The organism is Bradyrhizobium sp. KZN70725, from assembly GCF_055264925.1.
Genome location: NZ_JBUYWT010000050.1, coordinates 1 through 13,444 on the forward strand (window position 1 = coordinate 1; position 13,444 = coordinate 13,444).

Annotated in this window: 9 protein-coding genes; 3 read left to right on the forward strand and 6 right to left on the reverse strand. The window is 58.8% G+C overall.

What is annotated here, in order from left to right; translation table 11 throughout:
- Positions 1 to 48: 48 nt before the first annotated feature.
- The 3 genes from tnpB to ACZBJS_RS32625 all read right to left on the reverse strand — a co-directional run bounded on the left by tnpB (position 49) and on the right by ACZBJS_RS32625 (position 1,859).
- On the reverse strand, positions 49 to 393 hold the full coding sequence (gene tnpB, locus ACZBJS_RS32615) for an IS66 family insertion sequence element accessory protein TnpB (RefSeq protein WP_463439749.1): 345 nt from the start codon (positions 391 to 393) through the stop codon (positions 49 to 51).
- Positions 390 to 737, reverse strand: a complete 348-nt coding sequence (locus ACZBJS_RS32620; RefSeq protein WP_463439750.1) for a transposase — start codon at positions 735 to 737, stop codon at positions 390 to 392. Before ACZBJS_RS32620 ends, tnpB begins: the two co-directional genes overlap by 4 nt.
- A gap of 843 nt (positions 738 to 1,580) precedes the next feature.
- Positions 1,581 to 1,859: a helix-turn-helix domain-containing protein gene (locus ACZBJS_RS32625; protein WP_463439751.1), complete on the reverse strand. Its 279-nt coding sequence runs from the start codon at positions 1,857 to 1,859 to the stop codon at positions 1,581 to 1,583.
- 894 nt (positions 1,860 to 2,753) lie between these two features.
- On the opposite strand from ACZBJS_RS32625, the gene ACZBJS_RS32630 reads away from it, so the two are divergent.
- Positions 2,754 to 4,259 (forward strand): porin, encoded by a 1,506-nt coding sequence (locus tag ACZBJS_RS32630; RefSeq protein ID WP_463439786.1) that lies wholly within the window; start codon positions 2,754 to 2,756, stop codon positions 4,257 to 4,259.
- A gap of 574 nt (positions 4,260 to 4,833) precedes the next feature.
- Here the strand turns inward: ACZBJS_RS32630 and ACZBJS_RS32635 are convergent.
- From ACZBJS_RS32635 to ACZBJS_RS32645, 3 genes are all read right to left on the reverse strand, one after another.
- Positions 4,834 to 5,742: a LysR family transcriptional regulator gene (locus ACZBJS_RS32635; protein ID WP_463439752.1), complete on the reverse strand. Its 909-nt coding sequence runs from the start codon at positions 5,740 to 5,742 to the stop codon at positions 4,834 to 4,836.
- Between the two features lie 379 nt (positions 5,743 to 6,121).
- Positions 6,122 to 6,994, reverse strand: a complete 873-nt coding sequence (locus ACZBJS_RS32640; protein WP_463439753.1) for an isocitrate lyase/phosphoenolpyruvate mutase family protein — start codon at positions 6,992 to 6,994, stop codon at positions 6,122 to 6,124.
- Positions 6,995 to 7,005: 11 nt separating this feature from the next.
- Positions 7,006 to 8,205, reverse strand: a complete 1,200-nt coding sequence (locus ACZBJS_RS32645) for a pyridoxal phosphate-dependent aminotransferase (protein ID WP_463439754.1) — start codon at positions 8,203 to 8,205, stop codon at positions 7,006 to 7,008.
- 1,664 nt (positions 8,206 to 9,869) lie between these two features.
- On the opposite strand from ACZBJS_RS32645, the gene ACZBJS_RS32650 reads away from it, so the two are divergent.
- A complete protein-coding gene (locus tag ACZBJS_RS32650; protein ID WP_463439755.1) occupies positions 9,870 to 11,015 on the forward strand; it encodes an aminotransferase-like domain-containing protein in 1,146 nt (381 codons plus the stop codon).
- Complete coding sequence (locus ACZBJS_RS32655) at positions 11,015 to 12,499, forward strand: alkaline phosphatase family protein (RefSeq protein ID WP_463439756.1); 1,485 nt, start codon at positions 11,015 to 11,017, stop codon at positions 12,497 to 12,499. Before ACZBJS_RS32650 ends, ACZBJS_RS32655 begins: the two co-directional genes overlap by 1 nt.
- Positions 12,500 to 13,444: the final 945 nt, after the last annotated feature.

Below are 13,444 nucleotides of genomic sequence, written 5' to 3' on the forward strand. Positions count from 1 at the left end.
CGGTTCTCTTGCCCTTTCAGGCCGCTGATTCACTTCGCCGCAGTGCTTTTACCCAACAATCTCCGGCGGCTTGACCGCCGCGGTCCGGACCCGCTTCCAGTCCATCCCATCGACGAGGGCCATCAACTGCGCAGCATTCAGCTGCACCCGATGATGTCCGATCCGCGGCCAGCAGAACCTCGACTTCTCAAGCCGCTTTAAATAGAGGCACACGCCGGAGCCATCCCACCATACGATCTTTATTCGGTCGGCCCTTTTGGCCCGGAACACATAAAGCGCACCGTCGAACGGATCTGAGCCGGCATCGCGTACCAGCGCAACAAGCCCATCGATACCCTTGCGGAAGTCGACTGGATGGCTGGCGAGGAACACCTTCACGCCGGAGGGGATCATGCCGAACGTACCGCCCGGATCACCCGCTGCAGCTGCGCCTCGTCGACGTCCACGCCGGCGCGCACGATCACCTCGCCAATGGCAATTTCGATCACTGCACCTGCCGCAGACGCCACCTCACCCCCGCAACTCGAGTGCCGCTCGCGATAATGTCGTTCCGCCCGAGCATCACGGCGCCAGGCAAACAGCTGCGATGGGTGAATGCCAATCCGGCGAGCGATCGCCGATACGCTCGCGCCAGGCTCCAGCGCCTCTGTCACGACTTGGGCCTTAAACTCGTCCGACCAGCGTCGGCGAAGCTGCCGCGGCGCTCCCTCAAGACGGTCGGCGACCGCTTCAATCATATGGAAGGTTCTAGTTCCAGAACTAGGCGCAGACATAGAAGCTCACATCGGCTCACAAACTCAACAGCCGATAGCTGATTGCTCACCCCATGCGCCAGACGGGGTCTCTTTGCCGCTTACTAAGCAATTGAGAGCGTGCTTCGTGATGCGTCATCGGGAGAGCCGCCCATACGACTGGCTCACTGCAAACTTCTTCATCCGCCGCTCTGTTCAATGAGAGGGGTTTCGCGAGTTCTAGATGTCGAAATTGTCGGATGATGTTAGTGCACAATCGTAGCGGAATGGCCGCGCGTACGAGAATGCTCTCGGCCGTCGTGTTTGTTGGCCAAAACAGAGATCGCGGCCGCTGGTCAAAGCTCTCCGAGGAGGGCCGGATTGCCTCTCGCTCGAGCTGGACGGCTTGCTCTGCGAGCGCCGATTTCCGTGAACTGTTCGGGTGCAAGCGTGACGAAAACCACGCACTCCGCTTGCTGTCGCCGCGGGAGAACGGCAATTAACCTAGTTCCTAAAGCCCACCCATCACGCAGGTCGTCCTTATGAGCGCGCGACTTAACCCGGCTGCTGGGTGAATCCTCGTCTGGGTTGGCCTGATGATATTGGTCTAGGACTAACTTGCTACGTCGAACGGCCTCGCACCGAGGGATTGCGCCGGCCGAGATCCAAATTGCCGATGGTGTTCTTGAGCACGTCGAAGGCCGCGGGGGGCTTGTTCCGCGTGCACGTTTCCATTCGGTCTTTTAGTAGCTTATGGCTCGGCGACTTTGCACCACGCTCAACGCAAGCGAAACATGCACGGCGTTCCGCTGCGGACTCCTGTGCCACAAAGTTTCTTCGTGAGAAATGCTATTTCATGTGGCGCGGACGCTTCGGCTTGCGGCCTTTCGGCAAGGTCTTGGGAACCGTCGCCCCCTTTTCCGGATGAAGAAGTAAGACAGACACGGGAACACTTAGCGTTTCGGCGATACGCTCGAGAAGATCAACTGTCGGGTTCGCCTTTCCGAGCTCCAGACTGCTCATATAGGAGTTGTCGATGCCTGCATCATAAGCCAATTGCTCTTGCGGAATGCCGCGATCAACGCGGATCCGGCGCACATTCCAGCCTACCAGCGCACGAGCTCTCATGCGCTAAAACAGCCATTTGTTAGGTCATCAAAACACGGGATAAAGCCCAAGTATTACAATAAGTTTGGTCCTGATACAGATCCGCAGAGCTTGCGCCGGCCTCTGGATTGTCGTGCATCTTGATTGGGCAATGGCGACGTCGCGTCGCTTGAGAAGTCCCAAAGCCTCCGAACAAATGCATCTCTAATTCGGGGCCATCCATCGCATTAATTGATGCCTGTCACCTGACCATCGCGCCCCCACGATAGTGCGTCGGCGACACGAGCGCAGGTCATGGGGACAGAGGCATGGCATTTCCAACTGAGTACGCTGGCATACATTCTTGCGGCTTTGCGCAGGCCAATTCGACGGCCGGCATTGTTAGTCCACATCGACCTTGCGAGCACGCTGATGGAGCGTCATGCGGGCTTGCTATGCAGAAGCCGCACGGTCTGTTCATGTGTGCGCGCACCTCGTTTTGTAGCCGTGTATGTGCTGCGCCCTGTTGAGGCTTGAGGACGAGCGTTCGTAGTGCGCAGAGGATGTTCTGCGCGCAGCGAGCTGCGGGCGTTGCCCGGTCACGGCGAGCACAAGCGCCCTGATGTGTAGCGCGCCCGCTTCACGTCGGCTTGGCGCCGCGCGCTCCGTGGGCGAACACCGTCATCGACGATTTGTATTTTCCTACGCGAAAAACATAGGGGTCTATGTTTGCGTACCTTTGAGTGGAGAAATTTGGTGCAGAAAGACGTCTTCGGACTAAGGTCGGATGGGACAAACCGGTATTCAATATTATCCTTCCGGTTGTTGGATGGCAGTGGCGAGAGGCCTCGGGCCCCGTTGATCGGCGCTGAGAGCAAGCCACGCTCTATCGTGATCCAGGCGAGCGGTGAGGAGTCCTCACTCCAGTCGAACAGGATTGCTAAGAAGCTTGTGCTGGCTTCAGCGGCAGGCCTGATCGCGTTGGCCGGAGCCCAGGCCGCTGATCGTCCCATCAAGGCAAAGCCGATCGAGTACGTGAAGGTGTGCTCGGTGTATGGTGCCGGTTTCTACTACATCCCAGGCACCGACACCTGCGTCAAGCTGGGTGGCTTCCTGCGCGCTGATGCCATGCTGGCGAGTAATAGTTTTGTCCTGAACCCAGTTTCCGGTGTGGGTGCTGCGCACAACCGTCTAAGCAATGCCTACACCGCTCGTTCTCGCGCAGACCTGAGCATCGACACGCGCACGGCAAGCGAATATGGCGTGGTGCGTACCTTCTTTGAAGGCAACTTCACCTGGAAGACCGGCTCGACCAGTGCGGCCGGAACGGGAGCGACATCGTATTCGGGCGATGGTGTCGGGCTCGGGACTCTCAGCATCTGGTATGCCTTCATCCAGTTCGCGGGCTTCACGATGGGAAAGGCAGTCTCCCAGTTCAGCGCTCCCTGGACCAATTATCCGGCTAACAACTTCTTCGACGGCCTCCCGGGCGGCGGCGGCGATGCCTCGGGTGTCAACCAGTTCAGCTATACCTCTGATCTTGGTCAGGGCATCACAGCGACGATTTCTGCGCAGGATCCAACTGCCTATTACCAGACGAATATCTGGAACACGAGCAATGCCACGGCCGCTGGTATCGTGACGGGTGCCTACGGATCGCAGAGTTACGGTGGCACCGTGGCCCCTGACATTGTGGGCATGGTGCGGGTCGATCAGGCCTGGGGTCTCCTCCAAGCGTCGGCCGCAGCGCACGACAACCATGCCGCATACTACGGTGGGAGCGAAGTCAGCGGGCACGCGGATGACAAATGGGGCTGGGCAGGTCAGCTGGCGCTATCGATCAAGAATATCCCGACAGGGGCGGGCGACACGATCAACTTGCAGACCGCCTACACCAAGGGTGCGAGCACCTTCAGCATCCAGGAAAACATCCCGACCGCGTGGGCAATGTACGGTGGCACCGGACGCGCCGGTGCGTACCAGAGCCTTGGTTTCGCGGGAGTTTCCGACGCCATCTATTCCGGCCCGACGGCGGCAACCGGCACCGCTTTTCAGCTGACCACGACTTATGGATTCAACGGTGGCTACATCCATAATTGGGATCCCTACTGGAACACAGCGCTTTATGGCGGGTGGGCTGCTATCCGCTACACAGACGCGGCCAAGGCTCAGATCTGTGGCAGCGCTGGCATGGCTGCACTCGGGCTGACGGGCGTTTGCAACCCGGATTTCAACATCGCGGCGGTTGGCACCGTGACACGCTGGACGCCGGTCAGAAACTTGACGTTCTCGGCCGATCTTTTCGCAACTTTTCTCGATCAGAAATATTCTGGCACTATTGCGGCGCCGGCGGTCGCGGCAGTCGCCAAGCCAGCTGCGGTATATGAACTGAAGAACCAGAGCGCGGTGAGCATGTTGGTGCGCGTTCAGCGGAATTGGTGAAGTCCCTTCTGGAACGAGGGAAAAAAATGCTCCGAGAACGGCTTGCCAGGTGCAAGCCGGCCTCGCCTCGGCCAACAGAGTGGCTCCGTGTCAAAAGTTGTTTGGAAGGCCTCCGACGCGCACGTTGGGGGTCTTTTCGGATATCAGTCTGCCTTTCCAGCCAATCGTCCCGTGCCTTTGCTCTCAAAGCGGAACCTCTCCAGAATGCCTGAGTTGGAATTCATCAATGTCGCCCACCTTGGTTAGCAGATTCACCCAAATCCAGTCGATGACTTCTCACGATCAGATTGCAGAGGGGGCTTCGAGGTCATGAACGGCGGCAACTCCTCGTCGCATTCAGCCGTTGAAGTCCACGCACACGATCGGCGTGTTTCTCGTCTGGAACATCGGTCGACGACGTGCTTCGCTCGCCATTTTGGCGCAAGACGTAGCTGCGTGGGGGCGGCGACCATCCATGTTGCTCCTGGCATGTGATGGATACTGACCGGAGCTGGCACCGTGTACCTGCAGTTGCCGTGCACGAGCGGTGAATTCATCTACCCTTGGAGGCGGATTCGCCGTCGTCATTACGATGTTAACCGGATTCCAGAGTTCCGGCCTTCTTACAGAGCCGCGCCAGCCAGCGGCAAAAGGCACGGGCGATTTCTGGCTTGTCACTACGGTCGACTGCATAGGCCCGATATTGCATGCCACTGGGCGTGCGCGATCCGGGGATCACTTGCAGAACGCCTGCGCGAACAAGATCGCCTACAAGGATTTCAGGCGTTACCAGAAGGCATTTTCCCGTGATGACCGCCGGCAGGGCAAGATAGTTGTGATCATATCGCGCCCCCGGCTTGATGTCCTTGATGGACAGGTTCATGGCTCGCAGCCATGTGGGCAGGATGTCAGGTCGCGACGTGATATTAAGAATTGGCAGTGAACGAACGATTGAGAGTGATCTTCCCGTGACGTGATTTGGAGAGCCGACGCAGACGAGTGTCTCGTTGTAGATTTCCCAATCATCGGCCGGCTCGATGACGGAGAGATCACGGGTGATCAAGATGTCGAAATCATCGGAGGATGTCGGCGGAGACAATGAACTGATCACGTCGACGATGACGCCGCCCATCTCGGCCGAGAACGCCGAAAGATTGGGAATCAGAAAGGAGTGAGCGAAGGTGGAAAGCGAGGTGCGGACCACAATCCGATTGCCGTCCGCTTGGGTCCGGCGTCGCATTCTTTTGGCGGTGAAGCACACTGTATCGAGCGGCTCCGCCACGGTGTTCACAAAAAGCCTTCCGAATTCCGTCAATTCGCTCCGCCGGCCTCGTCGTTCCACGAGATCTGTACCGAGATAATCCTGTAATACCGCCAGATAGCGGCTGACCGAGCTCTGTGTTGTTCCCAATGTGCTGGCTGCACGTGTGACGCTTCCTTCGCGGGCAATGGCCACAAACACCCGGATAGCATTGAGGGGCACTTCATCGTGTTCGGCAGCCATCTTCTGTTCCGGTCGCTTCCTCAATGTGCGCTAGTGCCGCGGCAGGCTATCGCCAACGCAAAGGCGAATGCTCGATCACATTATTCGATGTGTCTCGACGGATTACCGCGTAATGTTGATTTATCCGCGCAAACAGCGCGTCTCGGTACGAATCGTGCGGTTTGACTGACGAGTTCGTTGAAGGTCGGCGAGGGTGCACAGATGGCTCTCGCGAGGAGGGCGGTGCGATCGCCGTTCTTAGTCGCCAGTGCGATTATCTGGAGGACAAATTCCCTTGCTCGAATTGCTCCCGCGAGCGACAGGATAAAGCCTGGGTGACGGTCCGGGCGCGCAGAATCGTCTTCGGATGTGGTAGCTATGGGGGAGCTGAACGCGGCATTCAGCGAAGGAAGCGAGCTTCCGCCGCCTTGACCTCGTCCATCTTCTGGAGCCTGAAGATCTCGTCCACCGGCAGAATGTCCTTGTGGACGTTCTGCACGCCGCCGTCAGCAACGATCCGGCGGAAGACTTGCTGCATGGCAGTTGCAGCAGCGCGGATGCCGTAATTGCCATAGATCATCATGCGGACATTGCCCAGCGCCTTGACCCGTTCGGCGTCGAGATCCGGGTAGGCGTTCGGCACGATCACCAGCGGCACCGGTCCGTTCCAGGCGCGTGAGAAGCTCTCGATCTCGGACGGATCCTTCTTTTTCGAGTGGATCAGGATCATGTCGGCCCCTGCCTCCACATAGGCTTGCGCCCGACGCAGGGCTTCGGCTTCGCCGAAACCTGCGATCAAGGCTTCGGTGCGGGCGATGACGAGAAAATCCGGGTCCCGTCTCGTCGTGATGGCTGCCTCGATCTTGCCCTGGAATTCCTCAATGCGCAGCAGTTCCTGGCGCCCATCGGCGGCAAGGCTGGTGACCTTTGGAAAGGTCTTGTCCTCGATGACCACGGCGCTGGCCCCGGCACGCTCATATTCGCTCGTGGCATGGATGACATTGATCGCGTTGCCATAGCCCGTATCGATATCGGCGATGATTGGCAGCGTCGTGCGTCCGGCGATCGCCCGCAGCATATCGAGATGCTGCGTCATCGAGATCAGGCTCATGTCCGCCAAGCCGTAAAGCGCCGATAGCTCGAAGCCGGAGGCCCATACGCCATCAAATCCGGCTTCTTCGGCTAGGATCGCTGACAGTGGGCTATGGGCAGCCATGATGTGGAGCAGGCTGACCTCGGAGATGCGGGCACGGAGGCATTTGGCGGAGGGCATCGGCAGGTCCTTCACGACAGCGCCGCGCAGGCCGCGATCATGCGATCGCAGGCGCGGGTGAGATCATCAAGCGAGGAGGCATATGAAATGCGGATAAAGGGCGAGGCCATAAAGCCGCTCCCGGGCACGACGGCCACGGCGAACGCGTCGAGCAGATACATGGCAAAGTCGGTGTCTGTCTCGATCAACTTGCCGCCTGGCGTGCGCTTGCCGAGGACGCCCGCGCAGGAGGGAAAGACGTAGAAGGCGCCGTCCGGCACCCGGCACGACAGGCCCGCGGCCTGGTTCAACTTGCCAACCATCAGGTCGCGGCGTTCCCGAAAGGCGCGCGCGAATTCATCGATGTGATTCCGTCCACCCGACAGGGCTTCGATAGCGGCGTATTGCGAAATCGAGCTGGTGTGCGATGACGTCTGGCCTTGGATGAGGTTCATGGCCTTGATCAGCGCGAGAGGCCCCGCGCCAAAGCCAACACGCCAGCCGGTCATTGCGTCGGCCTTAGACACGCCATTGACGGTCAAGGTGCGCTCGTAGAGGTCGGGCGCAACAGCCGCCATGGTCGCAAAATCGTTACCATAGGTGAGTTTCTCATAGATGTCGTCCGATAGCACATAGACGTGCGCGTGCCGGCGCAGCACCTCCGCGAGCGCAAGCAGTTCATCTCGGTCATAGACCGCACCGGTCGGATTGCATGGCGAGTTGAGCATCAACCACTTGGTGCGTGGCGTGATCGCTGCCTCCAGCGCCTCCGGGCGCAGCTTGAATCCATGAAGCTCATCGCATGCCACGAGAACCGGCTTGCCGCCGGCAAGCGCCACCATGTCGGGATAGGAGACCCAGCACGGCGTCGGGATCACCACCTCGTCGCCCGGATCGAGGCTGGCAAAGAGTGCGTTAAACACGACCTGCTTGGCGCCACAGCCGACCGTAATCTGGTCCAAGCCATAGTCGAGCCCGTGGTCACGGGCGAAGCTCTCGCGGATCGCTTGACGTAACGGCTTTATCCCGGCGACCGCAGTATACTTGGTCCGCCCATCGCGGATGGCCCGGATACCGGCTTCGCAAACAGCGGCCGGCGTATCGAAATCCGGTTCGCCCTGACTGAGCGTGATCACATCGACGCCTTGATCGCGCAGTTCGGCGGCACGCGCCGTCATGGCTTTGGTTTCCGAGGGACGGACGGCGCGAAGGCGTTCTGCAACGAGGGTCAAGATGGAGGTCCCTGCGGACTTGGAAAGACAACTTCGGTTACGGTTCCTACCTGTTCTCAATTGCGCCAACCAACCGGACAATCATGTTTTTGCATGAAACAATCGAAAGTCGCGATGCTTGATTGCTGCATTCGCTCGACATGTTGAAAGTGGACGATTGACGGGCAGCGGAAGGTGCCGCGTGGGATTGAGTATGCGCCTTCGAGCAGCCGCTTGGATCCGGCACTCGATACCGCTTATCATCCATGCGTCTGCGCACGGCAAGGAAACCCCGCGGAAGCGCGTCGGAGACGAACCTGCTGGTAGGGGATGTTGAGGTCCGATTGTCATCAGCGGGCGTGACGGATCGTTGTGGCGCCAGCGAAGCGAGGCACGATTTCATCGCTCTGTATGTTCACGGCGGATGTGTGGAAAGACGGCCGGGCTTGAGTAACGGGTAGCCGCTCCATAGAGCGCAGCACACAAGCCCGCCGGCGACGAACTTTGCGTGCGCCCACGCGGACCAGATATCCATTACGTCATGTATGATCCAACGCTCCAACGATGACGGCAGAGGCCGGCGTGCGATCGCTGCACCAAATTTATGTATTGTCGTGGACATGCATGGAGAGCCAATGCGGTGATGGCGGCCGGTCCTAGTCGGACGAGAATGACTGAAGGCCGCGGATTCGCAATCTCGTGAACGGGACGCGACTGATAAGCGGTTTGCGTCATCTCTCCGAAGCAGCGCCTGCGCTAAACAATTACGGACGTCTGCAGAACCCAACGGTGAAACCGGCGAGGGGCCGGTGGAAGCAGCGTTGTGACTGTTTCGAATGCGCGGTTGATCAGCCTCGAGCCGATTTAGAGCGTATGCGACGCAAGCTGCGGCTTGACGACCCACGGGCATGCCGAGGTTATTGGTCCTCTTCGCTGCCGATCTCGTGCGCGAAGGCATCTCTCGCATGAGCCACCGCTACTTTCGGCGTCTCTTGCAGGAGCATTGATCGCATATTGCGTTGGCTCAATCGAATAATTCGCTGACTGTCATGCAACTTTAGCAGTCCGGGTTTTGAAGCTCCTTGCATGCAGCCGACGCGGCGAGGGGGGCATCTCATTCTCTTAGCCGCGAGTTTGCGTGAGGATATGGAAAAACCGTTTTGGGCTGCGAATTCGTTGACAGTATCTGCTCGAACCCCCAGCTTGCGCAGCTCTTCAGCTGGCGCTCTCGGATCGTGATTTTCTGATGTCAGGCGGCATCGGGAGATCGACTGCGATCCTTATTTTGCTCGAGCCTGGGCCGGCATCGTTCTTCGGTGTTACGCGTTCCAGCCGAGACATTCATGTCTCTGGGCGCGGTGAAAGTCTCAACCCAGCGCCGGCCCGGTCACGTTATGAGGTGCTGCTGAAGGAGTTGCGGAGTGCCAATGCGAGCGTTCCATTGAGGGCGTCGCACCGTATCGCGCCGTCTGAGGCTCCCTCTGAGTCTCTCATAGACTTCACGTCGGGCCACGGCTCCATGAGCGAGCAAATCTGTAAATCGTTCATCGTGACTGAGAGAGATGGTGACGGGCGGTGCTGTTCGCCGGCGATCGCTCACGGCACATACGCGGATGCATTGCACGGTGCGATCCGCTTGAGCGGTACATCACGACAGATCAAATCACAAACGATGGAATGACCACATGTCCAGAGATCGTCAGAGCCGAACGGTGCCTATTAGCCTTGAACGGTCGACTCCACCGGCTTGTCCCAACCTGAAAGAAACGGTCAGAGAGGGCCTGCGCGCACTCAGCGATTCAATGGAGATCCAGAATGGTGTAAGACAACATCGATTTTCTGGAACGGAGACCGATAAAGCCAATGCGGCGCGGTGGCTGACTTCGCGCTTCGAAACGCCTGTGGAGCCGGAAAGGATCATCCTCACCAATGGTGCCCAGAACGCGATGGTTCTTGCTTTAGCGTCTGTCGCGGCGTCCGGTGATACGATCCTGACAGAAGCACTCACCTACTACGGTTTTCGCAAACATGCGCACCTTCAAGGCATCCGGACCCAAACAATAGCCATGGATGACGATGGCGCCGAACCCGAGGCATTTGAGATAGCTTGCCGCAAGTTCACGCCGAAGGCGCTGTTTCTGATGCCGACCGTCCATAACCCGACGACGATCGTCATGTCGCTCGAGCGGCGGCAGCGGATCGTTCAAATCGCACGGCAATATGGCGTGAGCATCATCGAAGATGATGTCTACGGAGTGCTCCCGGAGCGCGTTCCAGCTCCGTTTGGAGCGTTGGCGCCAGAGATAACATGGCATATCACGAGTTTCGCCAAATGCGTTGGTCCCGGTGTTCGACTTGGCTACCTCGTTGCGCCTCATGCAAAGGCGGCGCAGGCAACGCTAGACCGTTTCTACGGCATGTCGACCTGGTTTGCCGCCCCGTTCTCTGTCGAGCTGGTGAACTTCTGGCTCGCCAATGGCTCGATGGAAAAGATCGTAGCCGGTGTCAGAGAAGAAGCGGTCGCGAGACAGAGGATTGCAACGCGATGGCTCACAGGCATCCCTTTTCGGACCCGGCCGGATGCGCTTTTTCTTTGGGTCGATCTTAGGGGGATCATCGAGCAGGACGAACTGGTTGCGCAATGCGCTGCAAGAAATGTGACCATCCGGCCAGGTCGGATTTTTACAACGGATCCGAAGATGTCGCTCAATCATGTCCGTCTTGTCATCGGCAGCCCCGAGAGTCGTGATGAGTTGGAGGCTGCTATGACGGTGGTCGGAGGTTTGCTCCAAACTGCGCTTAATTCAGGATCTATGGCGGGCGTCCGTTGATGGGTCACGATTACCGTTTCGTTATTGTGAGCTTCGACGGATTGCGCCCCGACCTGATTGGCCCGGAATTGACCCCTCATCTTTGGCGCATGAAGACCGTCGGCGTAACGCTGGCGAAGCATCGCACCGTCTATCCCAGCGAAACCAGATCCGCGTTCCCCAGCCTTGTGACCGGCGCCACGACCGACCGGCATGGCATGGTCGGCAATAAGTATGTCGATCGAGCCATGACCCCGCCGCGCTACATCGACACGTCAGATGCGGTTCTGCTCCGCCGGCTCGATGTCGAAAGCGGCGGTCGCCTTTACTCGGCGCCATCGCTCGGCGAGATCTTGGCAGCGAACGGGCGCAGCCTCGCCGTCCTCGCCACCAATACGCCAGGTACCACCCGGCTCTTCCACCACAAGGCCGAGGATTTCGGCCATGTCCGTCTGTCCGGTCATTTCCGCGAGGCCTGTACGCCTGACGACGTGCTCACCGAAATCGAAGCCCGTGTCGGTCAATTGCCTCCAGCTCCGCCCAAAACCGAGCCGGATCGCACCGGCCAGGACTGGATTACGTCCGCCTTTCTCGACGTTGTCTGGCCGAAATATCGACCCGACGTCACGATCCTTTCCTACGGCGAACCGGATGTCACCTCGCATTTTCACGGCACAGGTGCCGAGGCGACGCGCTCCATCATTGCTCATTGCGACCGCCAGTTTGGTCGTGTGCTCGACTGGTGGGAGGCAGAGGGACGACGAGCTGACGTTCAGATTTTGGCGATCTCGGACCACGGCCATATCACCGGCCAAACGCGAGTCTCAGTTGCCGATAGCCTGCGCGCGGCAGGGTTCAACCCCGGCACTGCGCCGTCTCCTGATGTCGATGTCGTGATGGTGCCGGGACAGGTGGGCGCTCTCTATCTTGCCGATCCAGACCAGGCGAACGTTGCGCGGCTGGTCGCGGCCATGACATCGGAGCGATGGTGCGGGCCCGTGTTCACGCGTGCGAAAGACGACGTCAACGGCATTGCTGCCGGGAGCCTCTCAAACCGCCTGGTTTTTGCGGAGCATTCTCGCGCGCCGGACGTCGCGTTCTGCTTCCGCGCCGACGATACCGTCGACCCGTTCGGTCTTGTCGGCGGCACCTTCTATGACAATGACCGCCCCGCCGGTCTTGGCCTTCACGGCGGGCTCCATCCGAGGGAACTCGCAGCAGTCTGCCTTGTCGCAGGCTCGGTAGTCCCGAATGCCGGCTGCGCATCTTTCTTCCCGTCAGGGATTTGCGATATCGCACCGACGATTCTGTATCTGCTGGACATTGAAGCACCGCGGTCGATGAGCGGGCGGGTGCTCCATGAATTGCTCCGGTCGCCCGAAGCCTTCCATATTCCGGTTCGCGAGGAGAACTTCGAGACGCGCCTCGGCGATTACAAGCAGTTGCTCCGGCGCGAGCGCGTCGGCGGAGCCTGTTACATTGCCGGCGGTTGGAATTCTTGCTGAAGTGCGGGGCTGTCAGGCGGCAAGACATCGTGTGAATGTGCCTGATCTTACTCCTCATCCGTTCATCAATGAAGAAGTGGGACGGACGATAGCGGTTTCGGCAGCCATGCTACGCAAGGCTCTATCTTTAGGGTCTCCTTGGAGGTCAGCGCATTCGTCTGCCCAAATAATGCCGGTTGTAGATTTCGCAAAGGGCCCTGTTCAAGCGTTCGATGGTCCGGGCGCTCTGTATCGAAATGATTTCTTGCTCACTCGGCAGAGCCGAAGGCTTTCGGGTTATAGTGTAATTCAATAACTGCCCTTCTACGCGAGCAGTACGGGACTCAATCGACATACGCGTCTCCGCAAATGTGCCTCCGTTGATCGGTTCTTTAAGGCCGCGAGTTCCCACCTCCTGGCTTGGTGTACGTGGGAGTTCGTAATCAAGAGCTCAAGACCATCTTGTTATGAAAGTTTGTGGTGCGGTGAATGGTTCGAGCTGAGGAACTGGCCACGCAAATTTTGATATTGCTTGTCGCGTATTCTTGATGTTTCGAACGCTCTCTCACCTTAAGACGGCGCCAAGCGCGATGTCTTGGACGGAGCTGGTCTCCTTCTGGCTTGAGTTACGGGGCCGCTGGAAGCGGGTTTGGATCGCGAACTGCTTGGCTACCGGATCCGGCATAGCAGCACAAGTCCAGGACAGCGATAATGTGGGGCGCCGAGGCCGACTGGTTGATCGCTGTTCATGTCCGAGCGACCAAGGCGCGTCAACATAGGTTTGCGCGTGTTCGGTATGGCGGATGTCCGATCAAATTCGCTGATGTCGTGCGCCGAAATAGATTTCAAGCGGCGCGAGTTTGGGCTGCCGATACGTATCTAGCCTTGTTCGATTGCTAGCTTCGATCGAGGCGTTCAACGCGTTTCGCGTTGCTCTTTCGACACATCGGCTTACCGAACGCGAGG